This window comes from Spirosoma areae, from assembly GCF_054781775.1.
In genome coordinates this window covers 255978-276758 of sequence record NZ_BAAGTT010000026.1, presented here as the reverse complement: position 1 = coordinate 276758, position 20781 = coordinate 255978, and the positions used below count along the sequence as shown (strand labels likewise).

Annotated in this window: 21 protein-coding genes and 1 pseudogene; 7 read left to right on the top strand and 15 right to left on the bottom strand. The window is 49.8% G+C overall.

Translation table 11 applies throughout. From position 1 onward, the window contains the following. Together ACYVI1_RS14110 and ACYVI1_RS14105 are read left to right on the top strand one after the other, a co-directional pair. A pseudogene (locus ACYVI1_RS14110) lies at positions 1-104 on the top strand (IS5/IS1182 family transposase); the annotation flags it as partial. Next, positions 105-1079 (top strand): redoxin domain-containing protein, encoded by a 975-nt coding sequence (locus tag ACYVI1_RS14105; protein ID WP_460911180.1) that lies wholly within the window; start codon positions 105-107, stop codon positions 1077-1079. Between the two features lie 126 nt (positions 1080-1205). Here the strand turns inward: ACYVI1_RS14105 and ACYVI1_RS14100 are convergent, their stop codons facing one another. The 8 genes from ACYVI1_RS14100 to ACYVI1_RS14065 all read right to left on the bottom strand — a co-directional run bounded on the left by ACYVI1_RS14100 (position 1206) and on the right by ACYVI1_RS14065 (position 9262). Continuing rightward, positions 1206-1463 (bottom strand): hypothetical protein, encoded by a 258-nt coding sequence (locus ACYVI1_RS14100; protein ID WP_460911179.1) that lies wholly within the window; start codon positions 1461-1463, stop codon positions 1206-1208. A gap of 223 nt (positions 1464-1686) precedes the next feature. Continuing rightward, positions 1687-2943, bottom strand: coding sequence for an MFS transporter (locus ACYVI1_RS14095; RefSeq protein ID WP_460911177.1), 1257 nt, complete (start codon positions 2941-2943; stop codon positions 1687-1689). 69 nt (positions 2944-3012) lie between these two features. Next, the gene (locus tag ACYVI1_RS14090) at positions 3013-4317 is read right to left on the bottom strand and encodes a Gfo/Idh/MocA family oxidoreductase (protein WP_460911175.1); all 1305 of its coding nucleotides are present in this window, start codon (positions 4315-4317) and stop codon (positions 3013-3015) included. 118 nt (positions 4318-4435) lie between these two features. Continuing rightward, complete coding sequence (locus tag ACYVI1_RS14085; RefSeq protein ID WP_460911173.1) at positions 4436-5206, bottom strand: 3-ketoacyl-ACP reductase; 771 nt, start codon at positions 5204-5206, stop codon at positions 4436-4438. 31 nt (positions 5207-5237) lie between these two features. Next, positions 5238-6383, bottom strand: coding sequence for a Gfo/Idh/MocA family protein (locus ACYVI1_RS14080; protein ID WP_460911171.1), 1146 nt, complete (start codon positions 6381-6383; stop codon positions 5238-5240). A 62-nt stretch (positions 6384-6445) separates the two neighbouring features. Next, positions 6446-7279, bottom strand: coding sequence for a sugar phosphate isomerase/epimerase family protein (locus tag ACYVI1_RS14075; protein WP_460911169.1), 834 nt, complete (start codon positions 7277-7279; stop codon positions 6446-6448). After that, complete coding sequence (locus tag ACYVI1_RS14070; protein ID WP_460911167.1) at positions 7276-8670, bottom strand: glycosyl hydrolase; 1395 nt, start codon at positions 8668-8670, stop codon at positions 7276-7278. Before ACYVI1_RS14070 ends, ACYVI1_RS14075 begins: the two co-directional genes overlap by 4 nt. Positions 8671-8908: 238 nt before the next feature. Next, a complete protein-coding gene (locus tag ACYVI1_RS14065) occupies positions 8909-9262 on the bottom strand; it encodes a hypothetical protein (protein ID WP_460911166.1) in 354 nt (117 codons plus the stop codon). 76 nt (positions 9263-9338) lie between these two features. Here ACYVI1_RS14065 and ACYVI1_RS14060 point away from each other — a divergent pair, with 76 nt between their 5' ends. After that, positions 9339-9827 (top strand): OsmC family protein, encoded by a 489-nt coding sequence (locus tag ACYVI1_RS14060; RefSeq protein ID WP_460911164.1) that lies wholly within the window; start codon positions 9339-9341, stop codon positions 9825-9827. Between the two features lie 124 nt (positions 9828-9951). Continuing rightward, a complete protein-coding gene (locus tag ACYVI1_RS14055; RefSeq protein WP_460911162.1) occupies positions 9952-10107 on the top strand; it encodes a hypothetical protein in 156 nt (51 codons plus the stop codon). A gap of 174 nt (positions 10108-10281) precedes the next feature. On the opposite strand, the gene ACYVI1_RS14050 is transcribed toward ACYVI1_RS14055, so the two are convergent. Together ACYVI1_RS14050 and ACYVI1_RS14045 are read right to left on the bottom strand one after the other, a co-directional pair. After that, positions 10282-12549 (bottom strand): TonB-dependent receptor, encoded by a 2268-nt coding sequence (locus tag ACYVI1_RS14050; RefSeq protein WP_460911160.1) that lies wholly within the window; start codon positions 12547-12549, stop codon positions 10282-10284. A gap of 88 nt (positions 12550-12637) precedes the next feature. After that, positions 12638-13033 (bottom strand): hypothetical protein, encoded by a 396-nt coding sequence (locus ACYVI1_RS14045; protein WP_460911158.1) that lies wholly within the window; start codon positions 13031-13033, stop codon positions 12638-12640. A 244-nt stretch (positions 13034-13277) separates the two neighbouring features. Here ACYVI1_RS14045 and ACYVI1_RS14040 point away from each other — a divergent pair, with 244 nt between their 5' ends. Next, positions 13278-13820 carry a hypothetical protein gene (locus ACYVI1_RS14040; RefSeq protein ID WP_460911156.1) on the top strand — a complete coding sequence of 181 codons (543 nt, stop codon included), beginning with the start codon at positions 13278-13280 and terminating at the stop codon, positions 13818-13820. Beyond that, entirely contained in the window at positions 13817-14746 is a 930-nt protein-coding gene (locus ACYVI1_RS14035) for an HTTM domain-containing protein (protein WP_460911154.1), read from the top strand. Before ACYVI1_RS14040 ends, ACYVI1_RS14035 begins: the two co-directional genes overlap by 4 nt. On the opposite strand, the gene ACYVI1_RS14030 is transcribed toward ACYVI1_RS14035, so the two are convergent. The 4 genes from ACYVI1_RS14030 to ACYVI1_RS14015 all read right to left on the bottom strand — a co-directional run bounded on the left by ACYVI1_RS14030 (position 14730) and on the right by ACYVI1_RS14015 (position 17093). Beyond that, positions 14730-15302: a hypothetical protein gene (locus ACYVI1_RS14030; protein ID WP_460911152.1), complete on the bottom strand. Its 573-nt coding sequence runs from the start codon at positions 15300-15302 to the stop codon at positions 14730-14732. The genes ACYVI1_RS14035 and ACYVI1_RS14030 overlap by 17 nt on opposite strands. A 3-nt stretch (positions 15303-15305) precedes the next feature. After that, on the bottom strand, positions 15306-15902 hold the full coding sequence (locus ACYVI1_RS14025; protein WP_460911150.1) for a C39 family peptidase: 597 nt from the start codon (positions 15900-15902) through the stop codon (positions 15306-15308). Positions 15903-16039: 137 nt separating this feature from the next. After that, the gene (locus ACYVI1_RS14020) at positions 16040-16318 is read right to left on the bottom strand and encodes a hypothetical protein (protein ID WP_460911148.1); all 279 of its coding nucleotides are present in this window, start codon (positions 16316-16318) and stop codon (positions 16040-16042) included. A 496-nt stretch (positions 16319-16814) separates the two neighbouring features. After that, positions 16815-17093, bottom strand: coding sequence for a hypothetical protein (locus ACYVI1_RS14015; protein ID WP_460911146.1), 279 nt, complete (start codon positions 17091-17093; stop codon positions 16815-16817). A gap of 458 nt (positions 17094-17551) precedes the next feature. On the opposite strand from ACYVI1_RS14015, the gene ACYVI1_RS14010 reads away from it, so the two are divergent. Continuing rightward, complete coding sequence (locus tag ACYVI1_RS14010; protein ID WP_460911144.1) at positions 17552-19654, top strand: sensor histidine kinase; 2103 nt, start codon at positions 17552-17554, stop codon at positions 19652-19654. Positions 19655-19672: 18 nt separating this feature from the next. Here the strand turns inward: ACYVI1_RS14010 and ACYVI1_RS14005 are convergent, their stop codons facing one another. Then, entirely contained in the window at positions 19673-20746 is a 1074-nt protein-coding gene (locus ACYVI1_RS14005; protein WP_460911142.1) for a hypothetical protein, read from the bottom strand. Between the last annotated feature and the right edge of the window lie 35 nt (positions 20747-20781).

Genomic DNA, 20781 nt, shown 5'->3' with positions numbered 1-20781 from the left:
ACAAGCTCAAGCAGTACCGACGGGTGGCTACTCGCTACGATAAGACAGCCAGCAGCTTTGCTGGATTTATTTACATAGCGTCAGCTTTGATTTTGTTAGCTTGAATGTCAACACGCCCTAAGCTGATTGTTAGTCCCTTACATCAATTGCCAGTGATTGATACGGCTATTGTGGTCAATCGACACGCCCGCTTTACAATTAACATCCCGGAACCATGCCCGGCCTACATTTGGATTGAGGGCAATAAAGATGATGTTAATTTTCTTCTCGACTCACCTCAGATTGATATCGCTTTTGACCCCTATGCCACAGTTCAAACCGTGATTTCAGGTTCTTTAAGTAGTGATTTGTGGCTACAGCAGCGTAGTGTGCTGAACCAACTCATTGAATCACAAACTGAATTGAGGGTAGAGTTTAGGGAAACTATTAACTTAACGGATTCGCTTTCTGTATATGAGCAGGCGGCCGATTCTTTACACATGGTTTATCAGAATACGGTAGTCAAACTGATTGACGAGAATCCGCTGTCGGCCTCCAGTTGGCACTTATTTGCGTCTAATTTCAGTAGCTTACCTTATGCAACAACGTTAACGCTATTCGACAAGCTGTCTTCATTCAGTTCGTACCCTTCCTATAAAAAAATCAGGGAGCACCTGTCCTATAAGCAGGTGGGAGGAAGCGCCATTGATTTTACGTTACCTACTCTATCAGAGAACCTTGTCACTTTATCGAAGCTCAAAAACAAGTATATTCTAATAGATTTTTCTAACACGTTTATGGCATCATGCCAGCGAAGACATCGTGCATTAAGAGAATTATATAAAACCTATCACCCGCTTGGGTTGGAAATAATTACCATTTCTCATGAGTTTGAGAAGCAATCCGGCAAAGCAGCATTGACGAAGGAAAATCTGCCGTGGGTAGTGGTCCTGGATGTGGCAGGAACTTCCAAAATAACCGAAGCCTACAAAGTTGACCGGGTACCAGATAATTTACTGATAGATGCTCATAAAACGGTTATTGGAAGGGATATGTCAATTGAAGAGCTTACGTCCAGACTACAGGACCGATTGAAGTAAAGAACGTCGCTCAGCCAGGTGTAAACGAGGGTAGAAAGCATCAGCCCTACCGTCACCGTACTTAAACTACCAGACCGCCTGGCTTACATTTGTCTTGTAGCTGGGTGGTCTGGTAGTTTTGTTCAATCAATTACATTTAAACTCCACAATGGCCCCTCTAAAGGCAAGATCACCACATTTGCAGGTAAATCGACCACCGGGGCACATCATCTTTTTTGTATCAAAGACAGGTGTAGGACCACTGTTGTCTATAATTTGGCAGGAACAGGTCACCTCTTTTGGCACATTAGGATCAAGATTATGATCAGCACATGCCCAGGGGAAAACGGCCAGTAGCAGCAGGCAAAGGGAACTGAGGGCTTTGCGGGTAAATAAAGTTTTCATGGTGATAAAGGGAGAAGTTAGTGCATGCAACATCTGAAGAGCGGAAGCCGAAAAATCGGCCAACAAGAAGAGCGACCTACTATCAGGAGTAGGTCGTAAATAACTATAAAAATACGATTACTATATAGTATTTATTTACTAAAAGGTCATTAGTTGGACTGGTCAATTTAGGGTTCAACAGCATAGAAAACAGGACCCAAAAACCAGTTCCAAAGCAACACCTTTATTCCTCTACGTAATCCAACTCTTTGGTAAACGTTTCTTCCAGAGCACTCAGGGCTGTTAACGCGACCGTTATCGTCAGAACGCCCACCGCCAGGGCGCTGTAAACTGTTCCTAATGAAGGTTTAAGCAGGATGAAAAGGGCACTTAGGGGAATGGTTGCCCCCCGAACAAAGTTTGGTACGGTGGTGGCAACGGTGGCGCGCAGGTTGGTGCCAAACAGTTCGGCGGCAATGGTCACAAACAGCGTCCAGTAGCCGTTGGCGAAACCAAGACAGATGCATACGGCATAAAAGAGGGTGGTGTCATGCACCGGGGCGAGTAAATAAACCAGCATGAACGACAGCGAAAGCAGCATGAACAGCCGGATAACTTTCTTGCGGCTTTGCATCGACTGGCTCAGAAACCCACTCACCAAATCGCCCAGCACCTGTCCCGAAAAGCTCAGCATCACCGCTTTTCCAGCCACAATCGGCTCGCTCAGGCCGAGGGCTTTGCCCAGTTCGGGGGAGAAGGTAATCAGGATACCCACCACAAACCAGATGGGCAGCCCAACCAGAATGCACTGGACATATTTGGCCAGCCGGGTTTTGTCGGAAACCAGCAATAGAACACTGCCGCGCGTCAGGGCGCGGCTCTTCGATTTGAGGAACATCCCGGATTCCAGTACATTGACCCGTAAAAGAAGCAGCAGCAACCCAAGCCCACCGCCAATGAAGTACGAAATGCGCCAATCGAACCGGTCGGCCATGAAGTACGCCAAAATAGCTCCCAGTACGCCCATGGTAGCTACGAGTGTGGTGCCGTATCCACGGATTTGTTTCGGCAGAATCTCCGCTACGAGGGTGATACCGGCCCCCAATTCACCCGCCAGCCCCAGCCCGGCCACAAACCGAAGCAGGACATACTGGTTCAGCGACGTAACAAACCCGTTGGCGATGTTTGCCAGTGAATAAAGCAGAATAGAGCCGAACAGGACCGAAAGCCGCCCTCGTTTGTCGCCCAAAATACCCCAGAATAGCCCGCCAATCAGCAAACCGGCCGTCTGCGCGTTGAGTAGCAGCAGACCGTCGCTGAGCATCCGGTCGCCATCGATACCGAGCGCTTTCAAACTCGGCATACGCACCACGCTGAACAGAAACAGGTCATACATATCGACTAAGTAGCCCAGAGCCGCCACCAGCACCGGCAGTTGCAGGAGTTGAACGATGACGGGGCGATTCGTGGACGAGGGTTCAGGCGTAATGATTGGTTTCATGAGGGAGAGAAAAAAATTAGTGCGGTTAAAACCTAAAAGGTCTAAAATAAAGACCTTTTAGGTTTAGAATTACACCTTTTCCGGCACCACAAACGGAGCGCGGTATTTGCGGGTAAGCATCTGATTCGCTTCCTTATCGCCTACAAATACTTCGTTCTTCGGGTCGAAATGCAACGTGCGGCCTAAGCGATAGGCGATGTTGCCCAGATGGGCGATCCCCGACGACAGGTGCGCCGTTTCGACCGGGCCGTTTTGCTTCGATTTGTCCCGCGACCGAACGGCTTCGATGAAATTGGCGTAGTGATCGCCCCCTTCATTGCGGGCCGGACCAGGGGCGCGCTCTTTTCCCAAAAAAGTTTTGTAATCGGAATAGCCGTTGATGACCATGTAGCCCTTGTCGCCGTAAAAGATGTTGCCAATCTCGACCCCGTCTTCTTTATTGGTCATCCAGGGGCGCACCTCAAACTGAATCACTTTTCCAGACGAGGGGTATTTATAGACAGACGTAAGTGTTTCGGGCGTTTCCTTGCAGTCTTTCCAGAGAAACTTGCCCCCTGCCGATGTAATTTCTTCGGGCAGGCCCACGTTTAAGCCCCACATGCAGAGGTCGGTTTCGTGAATGCCCTGGTTGCCAATGTCGCCGTTGCCATAGTCCCAGAACCAGTGCCAGTTGTAGTGGACGTAGTTTTTGCTGAACTCCCGCGTCTGCGCCGGGCCTTGCCACTGATTCCAGTTTAGCTCGGATGGAACGGGCGACGTGCCTTTGTTGCCGATGTCGGGCCGCCATTTATAAACTAATCCCCGCGCCATGTAGACATTACCAATGAGGCCATCGCGCAGGTGTTTGATGGCCTCCTGAATGGCCACCGAACTCCGCAACTGCACCCCATGCTGCACAATCCGGTTGTAGCGATGGGCCGCTTCCACCAGTTTCCGGCCTTCGTAGAGATTGTGGGCGCCGGGCTTTTCGACGTACACGTCCTTACCCGCCTGACACGCCCAGATAGCCGCCAGCGCGTGCCAGTGGTTGGGTGTGGCAATGCTTACGGCGTCGATGTTTTTGTCGTCGTACACTTGCCGCAGATCGGCGATGGTCTGGACTTTTTTGTTGTATTTCTTCTCGAACTCAGCGGCTCCGTTTTGCAGGACCGTGCTGTCGACATCGCAGAGCGTGGCCACCTCCACATCTTTCTGTTTTGAAAACCCCTGAATATGGTCTTTACCGCGGCCGTTGATACCGATAACGGCCACCCGAACGCGGTCGTTGGCGCCAAAAGCACGCGCGGGAATGTACGTCGGCAGACCAATGGCGGCCAGCGAACCGACGGCGCCTGCCTTCAGGACATCGCGCCGGGAAATGGGATTGGTGTTCATGGAATTGAGTTGGTTTAGAAAGAGTTTACAGTTTTCAGTTTACGGTTTACAGTTGGCTGACGCAAGAACTGCTGGCTCGTCAGCCAACTGTAAACCGTAAACTGAAAACTGTAAACTGTTAAAGTCTCGGCAGCGTCAGTCCCCCATCGACCAGGATTACCTGACCGGTCGAATACGGAAAATCACCTTTTGCCAGCGAAGCAACGGCCCGGCCCACATCGTTGGGGAAACCCCAGCGTTTCTGCACACAAAGCCCGGCTTCGATGAGGGCGTCGTATTTGGCAGTTACACCCGCCGTCATATCCGTTTTAATAACGCCCGGCCGCACTTCATAGACCGGAATGTCGTACTCACCAAGTCGGGCGGCAAACAGTTGCGTTGCCATACTTAACCCTGCTTTCGCTACGCAATATTCGCCCCGATTTACCGAGGCTACCGTCGCCGAAATCGAGGATACGTTTATGATACATCCCCAGAAACCGGCCTGTTCGGCGCGTTGGGCAATCATCCAGTTGGCTGTGGCCTGCGTCAGAAAATACGCCCCCTGCAGGTTCGTTGCCAGCACATACTGAAAACTTTCTTCCGTCGCTTCCAGAATATCCCGGCGCTCTTTCGGGGCCACGCCCGCATTGTTGACCAGCACGTTTAACCGCCCGAAATGTGCCCTGATGGTTTGCATCATGTTGGCGCGGGCGGTTGCCGAGGCAATGTCGCCGGGACAATAAATCACCTCACTTCCCCGGTTTCTCAACGCATCCAGCGCATCCTCAACGGCTCCTTCGGGCCGTATCCCATTGATGGCGAGGTCGAATCCGGCATCGGCTAACTGCCCGGCAATGCCATAGCCAATGCCCCGGCTCCCGCCCGTTATAAACGCTACTTTTTTCATCCGTCAGCGATTGGGGTTTTGCCAGAAATAATTATAAATCCGGCACATCAACCCAGCACCGTTTGGCCCAGCTTTCCAGGCCTTTTTCGGCCAATTGAACGCCCTTGGCTCCCTCGCGCAAATCCCACGGGAACGGCTCGTCGGCGACCACGTGTTTCAGGAATAACTCCCACTGTACTTTAAAGGCATTCTCGTACAGTTCCTGCTCCGGCACTTTGGCCCAGCCCTCAAAAAACGGAATCGTTTGCGGAATGTCGGGGTTCCAGACGGGCTTGGGCGTGTTGCCGTAATGCTGCGTGTAGCACTCGCGCAGCCCCGCCACCGCCGAACCTTTGGTGCCATCGACCTGCAGCGTCAGCAAATCGTCGCGCCGGACGCGCACCGCCCAGGAGGAATTAAAGTGAGCGACAACGCCGTTCGCTAACTCGAAGGTCGCGTAGGCGGCATCGTCGGCGGTGCATTTGTATGCACGGCCCTGCTCGTCAATTCGTTCGGGTATATGTGTAGCGCCCAGGCAGGAAACTGCTTTCACGTTGCCAAAAATGTTATCGAGCACATACCGCCAGTGGCAAAGCATATCCACAATGATACCCCCGTCGTCTTCCTTGCGGTAATTCCACGACGGGCGCTGCGCCGGAATCGTGTGCCCCTCAAACACCCAATAGCCAAACTCCCCGCGCACAGACAGGATTTCACCAAAGAAACCGTTCTGAATCAACCGCTTGAGTTTCAACAAACCAGGTAACCATAGCTTATCCTGCACGACCCCATTTTTCAATCCGGCATCCCGACAAAGCTGATACAGTTCCAGGGCAACCTCAGCGCTGACGGCGGTAGGTTTCTCGCAGTACACATGCTTACCGGCTTTCACAGCTTTGCGAACACCTTCGGCCCGTCGGCCCGTGGTTTGGGCATCAAAATAGATGCTGTTGTGCGGGTCGGCGAGGGCTTCGTCTACGTCGGTTGTCATTTTCTGAACACCGGAAAGCTGACAAAGTTTTTCTAATTTGTTCCGGTCGCGGCCCACCAGAATCGGGTCGGGCATGATGGTTTCGCCGGGACCGAGTTTTACCCCACCCTGTTTAATGATATCGACAATTGACCGCATCAGGTGCTGATTCGTACCCATCCGGCCCGTCACGCCGTTCATGATAATGCCAATTTTGTGTTCCGTCATAAAGAGCGAAAGAGTGAATGAGTGTCAAACCGAAAAGGTCTCTAAAACTTTTCGGTTTTTTGTTAGGCATGATGCAGATACCCCTGCTTGATTTTTTCCAGAAAAACTGTCTGATCTGCTGACCAGTAATTGGTTGAAAATATCTCGACTTCGTTGAAGCCGGTAAAACCCGCTCTCTCGACCCAGCCGCGAATTTGCCGAACGTTGATACAGCCTTCCCCCATGAGTCCCCGGTCATTGAGGAAATCGGTAGTCGGGGTTTTCCAGTCGCAGATGTGAAAAGCAGAAAGATGGCCGTTTTTACCGCACCGGGCAATCTCGGCTTCGAGTGTGGGGTCCCACCACAAATGATACACATCGACCGCTACGCCAACCCAGGGCGAATTCAGCGCTTCGGCCATGTCGTTGGCCTGACTTAATGTGCTGATGGCTGAGCGACTATCAGCATACATCGGGTGCAGTGGCTCAATTGCCAGTTTCACTCCGGCAGCCTGAGCGTGGGGCAGTACGGCGGCAATTCCATCCTGAATTTGCTTGCGGGATTCGGTGAGCGGCTGGCCCGGCACGGCCCCGCACACCAGCACAATCAGGGGCGCACCCAACGCAACCGCTTCATCGACGGCCCGTTTGTTATCATCGATGGCTATTTGTCGACCACCGGCTTCGGCATGAGGAAAGAACCCGCCCCGGCAAAGCGAAACCACATGCAGATCAAGGTCTCGCAGGAACTGACCCATTTTCTGAATATCCCGGCCAGCCAGCGCATCACGCCAGACGGTGATGCCACCGATACCGGCTTCGGCAAACCTACGGGCGGATTCTTCAATCGGCCAGGGCCTGGTCGTGATGGTATGAATACAACACTTCGTTAAGTCGCTTAATGGGTTCGCGCTCATGGCAGGTCCGGTCCGGCGATCCGGTTGAAAAAAGTGTAATAGCGCTCAGAACGAATGATTCGCTGTACATAAAGTGCCACTTCACGAATATGATAATCACCCCACATACTCGATTCGCCGTTGGCAATGGCACTACCCGCTGGCACATAATCCCACCCGTTGGGCTGGTGGTAAATGGAGTGCAACAGCAGGCCCTGATGCGCTGGATTCGTGCTCAGATACGGTTCCTCGAACAAGGTATTGAGCACAGTTAACCCTGCCTGCCAATACCGCTTCCCGGCCTCCTCATTGCCTTCGTCAGTCAGGTATTTCCCTAAGCGCAGCAGCCCCTGTGCACCAATGGCCGCAGCCGAACTATCAACCGGCTCATACGCATTGTAGGGGTCAGCGATTCGGTTGAGGTAGTCGCCTAAGCGGTGGAGCGTGGGCGCGCCTGTGTCCCAGTACGGAATGCCGTCTGTGGGCGTGTTGTCGATGTAAAAATCGCAGGTAGCGGTGGCCGCTTTCAGCATGAAGGCTTCGATGCTCGCCCTACCGCCAAAAGGTTCGAGTTCGGCCTCCTCACGTGTGGCAAGCCATTCGAGTTGTTCGGCAAAGCCACACATGGCCCAGGCCAGGCCGCGCGTCCAGGTCGTGAAGCCCGAATAGCCCTGCTGCGAATTGGGGCACCGAAAATTACCGTCTTTCACATTGAAAACGCTTTCGTGCGCCGTGCGGCCCCAGCGATCATACGCATCGCGGCCTTCGCCGTAAAACACCGAATAATTGGCAGTGGCTCTGATGTGTTGCAGGGCACGTTCCAGCAAATTGATTTTTACGTCGCCCTCCCCCTGAAACACATGCCCCAGTGCGTGGCTCAGCACCAACGCCCGGCATGAGCGAATGGTATCGACAAATAACGAATGCGGCCCGTTGAATGAACTGATGAACCCTCCAGTTTTGATGGTCGTCCAGCGGCTGGCCTGCACAGCGCCGGATATTTTCAGCGCGAGTTCGTAGAAATTCCGTTCCCACTCATTGTCGGGGATGCGGCCTTCGCGCATGAGCCGGAGCAGGTTGCCGTAGGTGCTGACGTTGTTAAAGCCATGATCATGCACGCCGACATGGCTGATGTGGGGCGCCATAACGGCCAGCGTTTTCTGGCGCCCCAGTTCCAGAAAGTCATTCTCATTGGTCGCATCGAACTGCAAAATGGCCGACCCGAACTGGAATCCCTGCGTCCACTCGGTCCAGCCGCGTGTCGAGTATTTTCCGGCAACGGTAAAAACAGGCGACCCGTTGGTTACGTCGTATTCGGTGTCGATGAGTCGGATTTTCTGGCCGGATAATTCCCAGAACCGGGCAAGTTTTGTGGTGAGGTCGGCGGGTTGTAGGGCGTTGTCAATCTGCATTGATAAGGAAAGGCTACGGGTTTAGTCGTCGGATAATACTCTACGGGAAAGTCATTCTGAAGGGGAAAGAAAGAGAAGACAGGACGTTACTGTATGAATTGACGAAAAGGTTTTTTTCTCGCCAACCTAACAGGCAGCAATGGAGGCTGATATCCACAGAAAAAAGAATCTGCGAAAATCAGCCTCCATTGCTGCCTGTTAGGTTGGCGAGAAGGAATGAACGTCGAAAAAAAAACAATCAGAACAAGCCCTGCCCGAGTAACTGTTCGAGCGCAATGGGATCGTTGTGAAGAATAAAGAAGTAGATTAGTCCCGCTAATACTAAATAGCTGAATGCCAGCCACTTGCGCTTATGAGCAAACTCGGCGGGATGATGGTAGTAATCATAAATCATGGAGGCTGAAAGCCCCAGGACCATCAAAAAGAACGAGAATACACCGAAATCTGTTCGATACATACGCACTGACTGCATAAACCGCGCGCCCGATAAAATGTACAGCAGCCAGGCGCCAAAGCCCGCCCGATATAAGTAAACACTCAACCGCCGGTCGTTTTTAAGATCGAAAAGATCGTCGGTGAATTTTTCGGACATGGTTATTTTTGTTAGCGCAGTTGGGTCGCGGTAGCGGTGAAAATACGAATTCTTTGATATAAACGCAAAAAAGACAATGCTTGATACACAACCAGTTGCCCCCATTCAGGAATTTAACACCATGCAGGTTGACCTTGTGCGCGTCGATAACGCCTTTCATTTTGAAGCCATAGGCAAGTCGGAGGTGGTGCAGCACATTGACGGAGCCGTTGACATTGGCGGACATAACGCCGGTGCCCGCCCAATGGAAATGTTGCTGATGGGCCTGGCGGGTTGTACGGCCATCGACATTATTCTTATTCTTCAAAAACAAAAGCAGGTGATTGACGATTTCCGGCTGAAAGTCGACGGTCTGCGCGAGAAAGGGGCCATGCCCGCGCCGTTCAAAAAAATTCACATTACCTATCTGCTCAAAGGTTCTTTAGACAGTAGTAAAGTGAAGCGGGCCATCGACCTCTCGATGGATAAATATTGCTCGGCTACTGCCCAGTTTCGTTCGTCGGCTGAGATTACCTACTCGTTTGACATTGAGGGGCAAACGCAGGGGGCGAGGAGCAGGGAGTAGGTTATCCATTTTACGCTGCGCTCCCTGCCCCTTGCTCCCTGCGTTTAAAACGACTGGCGCAGTTTTTGCATAAATTCGGGTGAAGCGCGTTAATGCGTTACGAACTCTAACAACTGCACGTACCATGAAAAAAGCCCTGCTCGGTCTGGCTCTGCTGACCACCCTCACAACGGTTACTTTTGCTGGCGAGGTTCGCACTGAAAAGAAGGCCAAAAAGGCTAAATCAGCCAAATGCGAAAAAGGCACCCATGCCTGCTGCATGAAGAAAGCCCAGGCCTAAGTGCCAGCATTAGGTAGCAATGGTGTACCCCCACAGGGACGGTCCGCCGTTGCGGTCAGTTATTTATAGCGAGATTAATTTTCTATAAACATCTGACCGCAACGGCGGACCGTCCCTGTGGGGTCATACTACGATAAGATAATCTACTTCACCACGTTCAGGTGCGGTCTATTTTTAAAGCAGCGTGTACCGCAAGCCAAAAAAGGCCCGAATTCCCTGGTTAGGTGCATACACGTAACTGGGGTCGAACGTTAGCCGGTTTGGGTTGTCGGGCGTAGCCAAAACCTGTCCGCCAGCATCGAATTTCACCTGTTTGTCGAACGGATCGAAGGGGCGGGTAATGGAGTTGGCCGGGGGGCGAAAGTTAAGGAGGTTTTTCACCCCACCATACACTTCCATGCCATTATGAAACTTCTTTGTCAGTTGAATATTCTGTAATGAATATGTTGACGAGTACTCAGCACGGGGGTCCGACTCGCCTAATATCGGCAGGCGCATTGGCCCATAGAAGTTGCCCGTATAATCGACCGATAAGCCAGCTTTGGCAAACTCATACGAGATTGTCCAGACAGCCATAAACCGTTCGGTGAGAACAGGCCGGATGCTAACGCCATTTTCGACCTGCCGGTTATCGGTGTAGGTAGCGCCGGTAATGATCTTCAGCGGCACCGAAAAGTTAAAGTCCAGGTTCAGGCTTGCTCCGCGCGAGAAGGCGTAGCCCGCCAGGTTGTCGTAGATAATCTTATTGGGGTCGGTGTCGTAGTCGGGAAGAATGCGGTTGGAGAAATACGTATAGAATAGTTGGGCATCGAATCCCACGAAGGAGTTGCCCGTTACGATTTTCTTAACCAGATTAAGATTGACATTCCAGCTTTGTTCGGGCTTTAGGGCTTCCCGAATAACTACTTCCCGCGCCCCGGTCAGGGCCGCGTGATCTTCGGTGAACAGATTGACGACTCGATATCCCCGCCCGATATTGATCCTGAACGCATCAGTCTGGTTCAGCGCCAGTTTGTAAGCCATGCGGGGCGTAAAGATGCTGCCGTGCCGGGAGTTGTAGTCATAGCGGATACCCAGCAGCAGTTTACTGGGGCCAACATTGATTTCATCCTGCACGAATACCCCCGGCAACGCCGTTCGGTCGGGTTTGTCCATCCCCTCGATAGTGGCCGTGGCGCTTGTGTTGTCGTTGTAGTAGGTATAGCGGAAGGGCGCACCAAACAGCAGACTGTGGTGCCCGGCCTGTTTGTCCCACAGCAATTGCGCGAAGGCGATGTTCTGGTCGGCCATGTAGGACGTAGTGCCATAATATGAGTCCTGGTTGTGGGTATTGATCGAGTATTGCAGGGTTATCTTTTCGGTTGTGGGTAACTGGTACGTTCCCAGCAACTCCAGTCGCTTGGTATAAATACTCTCGCCATACACCCGGTCGCGGCCGCGCTCGGCAGCCGTCCAGTTCGTTTGGCCACCCCAGCGATCTTCGTAGAAATAACGCGCCGAAATGGATGCCTGCCGGTTCTCGCGCCGGTTGAACGACCACTTGTTGAACAGGGAGATGCGGTGTTGTAAGGTCAAATCGGTGAACCCGTCGCCATTGCGGTCAATTGGGTTCTGGAAATTATAATAATTGATGCCTACCAGCGCATTGGCCTTATTCCCGGCCCGCACCCGAATACCCAGGTCAGCATTCACTTCGCCCCAGTCCGTAGCAAATACATCTGCCGAGAGCCGGGGGGCTTTGCTGGGGTTTTTGGTAATGATGTTGATGAGACCTCCCACCGCTTCGGAGCCGTAGAGCGTTGAAGCCGGGCCTTTCACAATCTCCACCCGCTCGATAAGGCTGTTGGGAATACCCGTCAGCCCATACACCGTCGACAGCCCGCTCACAATCGGCGTACCGTCGATGAGCACCATCGTATAGGGGCCTTCCAGCCCGTTAATGTGGATATCTCCGGTGTTGCAAACGTTGCAGTTAAGTTGGGGCCGAACGCCGTTAACGTAGGACAGCCCTTCGAAAATGCTGGGTACGGGGTTTTTATAGATGAATTTGGGCGTGATAATATCGACCGGAACGGCGCTTTCCAGTTTGGAAACTTCTTTCATGGTTCCCGTAACCACGACCTCCTCAAGGGAATTGGCGGTGGATGTCAGGGCCAGATCGAGCGAAAGCGACTGCCCATCGCGCAGGGTGACAATGCGTTTAGCAGGCGCATAACCGACCGACGAGGCCAGCAGTTCGTATCGCCCGGCCGGTATGCCCGTAAGGACAAAACGGCCAACAGAATCAGTTTGGGTGCCAAAGCGCGTTTTGGACAAGGCAACCGAAGCAAATTCATGGGGTTTGCCATCCGAGCGGACTATGCCCGAAATCGAACCGGTCTGGGCATGTACGTGAGCAAGGGTGGTCAGCACAGCGATCAATAGAAGGATATATAGTTTCATGTAGACAGAGACAGGTTGGTTGAGTAAACGAGGAATAGCCTACTGTCGTCATACGCCAAAACCGGTTTGCAACAGGTGCAACCGGCCACTAAACGCGTAGAACAGGCAGTGGTAAATTAGCCAATCGGGCTGGGGGCCCGCGCAGGAAGTGAAACATAAAGCGTTGCCCGCCTTCCATTTCGACGTAACTGTAGGCAAGCCGGGGCGCCAGCAAAACCGCAGCGGAAGGGCAGACAACATCGGGCAGTGGCGCATCAAAAGCAGGGTTGCCGATGCAGTCTAACCAGGTCAGTTCCGATAACGTGTGCTGATGATTTGGAAATGGGCACTTGCTGCCAAACTCGGTGTAAAAATGCGTATGGCTCACAATACGCCCGTTGGGCAGGCGGTGGGCGTGGCGAAACACGATGTTACTCAGGCAGATTAGCCCCCAAAACACCAGCAGAAAGCGGGCAATTTGTCGTCGTGTTGTCTTTGTGTGCATCAGGCAATGGCGCATGTAGACCGTAGCAGTACAGACATTCGTCGTTTCCTTTAGATAGAGTCTAAAGATAGAACTGTAGTTTAAGCAGCAATGTTCCGTAGTATCGGTAGAGGGCCAGTCAATAGTCGAATAATTGTTACTGCTGAGAATATCTAATGGATAGTCATTAACCCGATTTCTCCTAATTCACATTATCGTTAGATTTGCGTAATTAACTGACGTTACGGCTGCTAATTTCCTAACTATGGAATGGCTTATACTTTCTCAAAAAATTCTGGCCAGCATTTTTGTCAGTCTACTGTGTATTCTGTTGTTATTTTGGTGCCTTCCCGAAGGTTATTTCTTTCGCGAGGTTTTGCACCGGAAACTGGGGAAATATATCTGCTGGGCGGGTCTCGATAATTACTGGGCCTTGTTTGCGCCCCGTCCCGTGTCGAAGAATTTTTTGATCGGGTTTGAGATCGAGTTGGCAGACGGCACTTTCCTGGCCTGGAAACTGCCGGAATATACGATTCGAGACGACTATCAGGCCACCCCTCATTTCCGGTTTATTAAGATGCACAATCAGTTGTTATCGCAAAAAGATCCTATTCCTAAAGAAGCCATCTGCAAATACATTACCAGGGAATTTTATAAGCGTCATACGGCAGAAAGCGAGCCTATCAGGGTCCATATTATCCAGTATTACGAGCCAGCTCCTACGGGATCCTTCCTGCTGCTTCCCTGGCTCAGCCGTCATGTTTATACCTACGACGTGGTAGAACAGCCCCTTAAACCAGCCTTATGACTCTTTTATTCGTACCTATAGATGATTTGCTGACACGTTGGGATACGGCCTTATTCAGTGAACAGCCGACCTTAACGATTTGTGTCTTTCGTCTGCTGACGGGCATCCTGGTGCTGACAGAAACCCGAAACTGGCTGAGTATCTACAAAACACTTCTATCGCCCGATGGCTGGTTTGGGTACGAGGATTATACCAAAAATCTACGACCGCTGCGTTTCTCGCTCCTCAACTACATGCCCGCCACAAACCGGTCTGTCGAACGGATTTTCCTGATTCAGGCAATAGCAGGAGTTTGTCTTACCCTCGGCGTTCTGCCTCAGCTTGCTGCCCTCGTCTGTTTCATTACACTTGTTTCGATTCATAACCGCAATCTGTATGTGTTAAGCTCCGGTGACTCGATCTATCGCTATTTCTGCCTCTTTCTGATTTTTGCGCCTTCAGCCACACAGCTATCCCTTCCCGATTTTCCGTATCTACTCCATCCCGAAGCACTCGGTTACTCCTGGACGCTGCTGATGATTCGTCTGTTTATGGCGAACATCTACCTGAAAAACGTCTTTTTTAAGCTGCACGGCGACCGCTGGCTCGATGGAACGGCTACCCAACTGGTTCTGAATGTTCGGATATGGAATCGACGGGAGGTGCCTTCTGTGCTGAATCACCGGTGGTTTTACCGAGCCACCACCTATGGCACATTAGTTATTGAAACGACGCTCTTTACGCTGATCTGGATTGAGGAATTCAGGTTACCTGTTCTGGCACTGGGCATCCTGTTTCATCTGGGACTCTGGTACTTTCTACGGATAGGCTTTTTCCAGATAGCCATGATCGTTGGCCTGGGGGCCTTTCTTACGCCCCGGGAATATGCTGTCGTTTTCGACACAATCGAACGGTTGTGGACGTCATGTATCAGCCACCCCGCATAGGCTCGGTTTGGGCTTTGCTCTTGTCGCTAAGCTTGCGGATGGCGTTCTGAGTAATCTTTATGAATTCGTCAGACGGATATAACTTACCCGCCTGCAACCCATAGAAGTAGGGCGGGAGCGCAATAAAGTAATCGTTTTTCCGATCGGCGGCCCGCAGCCAGACGGCGGTAATCTTGAGGGCAAACAGCCGCAGGGACGCGTGCTCATACTCCTCATGCTGCAGTTCTTCCCGGTTCGTTAAGTTAGCAAATAAGTCCTTGTGCTCATCGACCATAGGGCCGGAGTGAGCCTCATGAAACAGGTACTTTCCGTGCTCATCGACTTTGGTTTCTACAGCCGTGCTGCCCTGCTTATCCGTATGCAGATGCCGCCACGCTACCACCCACGCATTAGCAAATCCCTGGCCGGAAACAATGTCGCTTAGTTTGACATGAAAGATTCTATGGGGTAAAAATCTTCTGTTAGTTAACAAGCGCGTATTGGGTTTGCGTTTGGCAAGCCAGCTTTTGAATTCGTTCACAGACTCCTGGGGAGCATCAACATGACGGATTGGCATGGGTCAGGATTTTTTAGCGGGGATTGAGAAAAAAGTATATTCCACTAAACTACGGGTTATCTTATGCCCGTCAACGGAATCGCCCTGGCATTTATAATTTGTTACAAACTCTTTATACGCCATTTCCGATTTCCCAAAATAGGAATCATAGATGATAACATTCTGCTCAGTATCCGTAGATTCATAACCGGCAATAACCATAAAATGAGAAAATTTAGTCATGTTCGCTATCTCCCCGTCAATATCCATTTCCAGCAAATAAGCCACCACGCGACCCTGATCCAGTTCATTCATTAATTGAGAAAACGGGATAAATCCTTTATGAAAATTATGGGCAATTTTAGCGGTCACAAACGAGCCTATATCTTCTTTATTTTGAAGATACCAGGTAATATCGCAGGGTGAGTTTTCAGGGTTAGCACAGCAATCACCCGGAGAAGGCGTAATGGATGCACTTGCCAGTTTACATTGCGTCCATCCACTGGTTGGGTCATAGAAAAGCGCACAACTCGCCCCTACCGCTGCCCAGCACATAGCGTGGCCCAACTGTGGTTCCATTGCAAAAGTAAGCGCCACTTTTTTTTTAGTAGTTGTAGCCATATATAATCCGTTAAGCGAGGCAACTATCAATTTTTAGCCAGGTGATTATCGTTGTCTTCTGTGTTGCGAACAAGATAATTACCCGGCCAAAAGTTAACAGTCGTCTCAGTGGTAGAAATGGTTAGAGTAGCAGCCGATCACCAGACTCCCCCGCCCATATGGTCGTCGGCGTCATTATTTTCAATACCTTCCATCTTTTCGTATGGAAAAATACTTTTTCCATCACGCATGCGTTGCTTGGCAAATTTTCGCAGCGATTGAACTGTGGCCAGACTGACAGTATGAGTCGCTTTGCTATTCATAAAATCGGTGATTTTGGCCTTAGTCATTGCCTGCGCTTCCGCAGATAATAAAGGAACATACTGAGCATCACCTACCCGGGTAAGCGCATCTTTCAATGTTTCTGATGATTTCATGGTTTGGCTAAAATTAAGTGGTTAATTCATTATGGAAAGCAAGACGTTTAAAACAGGCTGGAATAGCCTGACAATTTAGCTACTCGAAGAGACTGCCTGAAAATACCCCTAACCGACGGGTCGGTTAGGGGTATTTTCAGGGCATTTGAAAAATTATTTTAAGGTAGTTTATAAGGAAAAGGGAGTTCCATTTTCTCCGCGCAGAGACAGGTCAAAGCCATGAATCAACGTTAATCCTAAACCTGTTCTTTCCCTTAATTTTAGTCGGCCTACAGTGCGTTCAGGTAGTGAGAAACTACGACTCGTCCACGTTAGCTTCTATTGATTCTGTTGAGGCTATTGTAGCTGACAACCAGGGCAATAGAATGCAGAGAATCGACAGGAACCATAGCATCTATTTTGGTGAATCACCAGTAGTGATCGGATGCACGAAGTACCAATTTTTTGCCCTTGTCAATACCCGCCTATAGGCGTTGATAAGGGCAAAAAACGACAATCACCAGGTACCTCCGCCCATATGATCGTCGGCATCATTATGCTCAATACCTTCCATCTTTTCGTATGGAAAAATACTTTTTCCATCACGCATGCGCTGCTTGGCAAACTTTCGCAGCGATTTAACCGTATCCATGCTAACGGTATGAGTCGATTTACTATTCATAAAATCGGTGATTTTGGCCTTGGTCAGTTTCTGGGCCTCCGCAGATAATAAAGGAATGTATTCAGCATCACCTACCCGGGTAAGCGCATCTTTCAATGTTTCTGATGATTTCATGGTTTGGCTAAAATTAAGTGGTTAATTCATTATGGAAAGCAAGACGTTTAAAAACAGGTTACCCCTTCTTTATCCGTTGGTCACTATAAAGGGAAAGGTCTCTCCATTTTCTACTCGCGGAGGCAGTTCAACGTAATAAATGAACGTTGATGACCAAATATATTCTTTTTTCCTTACTTTAGTCATTGATAGTTCCTGCCTGTATTGGGAGAATCCTTGTAATTGAGCGAACGGTGGTTGAAGTCAGCATTATAGCTGTAAGCGGCCACACGGCACGTTAACGGTAACGTTACGTTTTAGGCAAACCCGGTATGCATACTGATGTCCTGTAGGAGGACAGTGCAACCACAGCGTAGTGCCTCACCCGTCATGCTGACAGGCCTATGGGTTCATCAATAACCTGCTCAGCAACGAATTAGCAACGGATGCTGCTTTAATTCAATTCCTATTTTATCACTATGCGCTATATCCACATCCTGCTATTTTCATTTACGGTTCTGCCTATTACTTTATACGCACAATCAATCATATTAAAAAGCGATCAGACACTAAATGTATCTTCTGGTTTTTTATTTCTGGAGGACAGCTCAAAAAAATTAAGCATTACAGAGGTTACCAAACCGGGTATCGACCGCCAGTTTCGCCTGGCTGACAGCACCACCTGGAATGATCATATACAAGTTTACTGGCTTAAATTTTCGGTTAAAAACAATCGGGAATTTGATACAGAATGGATAATTGATTTTGAAAACTGGGCTTTTGTCGACTTCTACGGCCAGGCCAATAATTACTCTATACCGAAGAAAACCGGTTATCTTTATCCTTACTCGAAAAGAGACTATCCTCACGCCAATAAATGCTACATTAAATTGGCCTTAAAGTCTGGCCAAACACAAGACTGTTTTGTTCGGCTGGAATCGCGTTTCGATGCTGAAAAGATTCCCAAAAACCTGAATTTTACGATAACTTCCAGAGCGGTAAGTGATGCAAATGATGCTTTTTCCGGGCAGATCATATTCACTTTCCTGGGAATTTTTCTGGTTATGTTTATTTATAACACATTTATTTTTATCTCGACACGTTTAAAAAGTTATTCGTATTACCTACTGGTTTTATTATTTGCCTTATTCTTTACGGCGGGCAATTCTGGATTTATTATTTCAATTTTCAGCTTTATTGACTCCCTGCCAGTTTGGTATTCGCTTTTCGACGTTGTTGCGTCAAACCTGTTAGGCATTGTTTATACATTATTCGTTCAAAATTTCCTGAACGTCAAAGAGCGATATCCCATCTGGAATAAAATTTTAAATGCCCAAATTATTGCCTATATCGTCTCAGGCATAGTAAACTATATTAATTTCGATATAGGTTTTGCCATCACTGAGTTATTGGGGTTAGCCACATTCCCGTGCGTTATCTACATAGGCATACGTAGCATCAGAGATCGCTATCCGTCGGCACTGTTTTTTTCGATTGGGTTTTCGTTCATGTTTTTAGGAATCCTTTGCATCATATTTTCGCTGATGGGTATTCTGCCCAAGAATGATTTTACCTTTAAATATGCCCTTCCCACCGGCTCAACAATAGAAGTCATTTTATTAGCCTTTGCACTGGCGAACATGATAAATGTGCTTCGCCGGGAAAACGAAGAAAAGCAGGCGCGCATTATTCGTCAGCTTGAGGAGCATCACCAGCTTCAGACAACCTTAAATCAGGAACTGGAGCAAAAAGTACAGGAGCGCACGCTTGAACTGAACCAATCGCTTAGCCAGCTCCGCGCTACCCAGGACCAGCTCATTATGCGCGAGAAAATGGCTTCGCTGGGCGAACTGACGGCGGGCGTTGCCCATGAGATTCAGAATCCACTGAACTTTGTCAATAATTTCTCCGAAGTCAGCACTGAGTTAATCGAAGAAATTCAGCACGAGCTGACGAAGGGGGATATCGCTGAAGCGGGGTTTATCCTGGAAGATTTGAAGGGAAATATGAAGCGGATTACGGCACACGGCTATCGGGCCGACGCCATCGTGAAGGGGATGCTGGAACATAGCCGCACGGGAACCGGCGAAAAGCGGCTTACCGACCTCAATGCATTGGCAGAGGAGTATTTAAACGTTGCCTATCAAGGCCAAAAGGCTAAAAATCACTTGTTTAACGCCGAACTAATCACCAAATTCACGCCAGAGCTAAATAAGATTGAGGTCGTACCGCAGGAGATCGGTCAGGTATTACTTAACTTGTATACCAACGCTTTCTACGCCGTCAACGAAAAAACGCAGCAACAGAAGAATGGCTATCAACCGCAGATATGGGTGAGTACACACCTGGACAACGGAACGGTTAAACTTCAGATAAAAGACAACGGAACGGGGATACCCGCTGACATTTTAAGTAAAATATACCAGCCTTTTTTCACCACTAAGCCTGCGGGCCAGGGCACGGGTCTTGGGCTGTTTTTAATCTACGATATTATTACAAAAGGGCATGGTGGCGAGGTAGCCGTGCGAACCGAAGCGGGTAGTTACGCTGAGTTTACCATTAGTCTCCCCTATTCGCGCTAAGTTGCTTTTGCGCTGTTCTCAATGGCTGTTTAGCAACCGATCAAAGTAGAGATACCCTTTGGCTACCAACGGCTTGCCTGGCTCGTATATGAATTTAACATAGTGAGCCATGCGCCTGATAACCACGCGTTGGAATGCGCGGGTAGTTGCCGGGAGCAGATGGTCGGGCCATGACCAAAGCATTGGGCTGGTTTCCGTTTCAAACCTGCCGTTCCAGGTCAGAAGCGCTGCTCGTTTTTGTGCCGAACACAGCCCATCTTCCACCAGGTAGTTCGTAAAATTCATTAATTTAGTTTGCGTGTCGGTTTCATTAAACCAACATTCGATGCCAATTTTTGGCTGTATGCCTGGGTTTAGGTCGATCAATAACGCATAAAAGTCGCAATGGCCAACCAGGTGGCTCATCTGCTGGTGTAGCTCGTTTACATCACCCGGCCATTGCTGGTCGGTTAAAACACGCAGCAAGTCGGCATAGGTTTTCGTTAGTAAATAAAGCCGAAGCAGCTTACCGCCCCGTCCTGTTGGCGTTCCTATAGCGCTGATTTGAACCGCCGGAGAAATGGTCTGAATAAAGACCCGAAAAGATTCCCGTTCCTCAGTGGAATAGTGACTGTCTAACAGCGTGAGCGTGTGAAGAAGAATATCCGGCCGCACCACCGCATCGCTCAGAAATACGTTCTCGCGGAAATGCGTGTATAGCCAGGGAACCGGAGTTGTGCCGATTGGGTCGGGAATATCATAGACCAGCCATACTATTCTGATTTGAGACTCAAGAAAGGAACGGCTATCGCTCCAGGCGCTGCAGATGGTTCGCAGCTTTTTCAAGACTGCCCTATGCTGCTCACCACCAGGCTCAGGGAGCCGCTCCAACCAGTGCAGGATTGTTTTCGGTTCGTTTAGCCTGCCCGTTATCCCAATGTTAAAATCGACGCGTGGTTCGCTGGAGGCCAGCCAGCACTCGAAACAGCCGAACGAGAGTGCGGGCAATTGCCGACCGATCAGCCGGATACGGTTAAGGTACGTTTCCGAAATTAAATCAGTTGGAATATAGGGAGTCAGCAGGTCGATGTAGGACGTCAGGTTTCGGTTCATCGGGTGGAAAGTATCGGGCTAACGTACAAAATTAT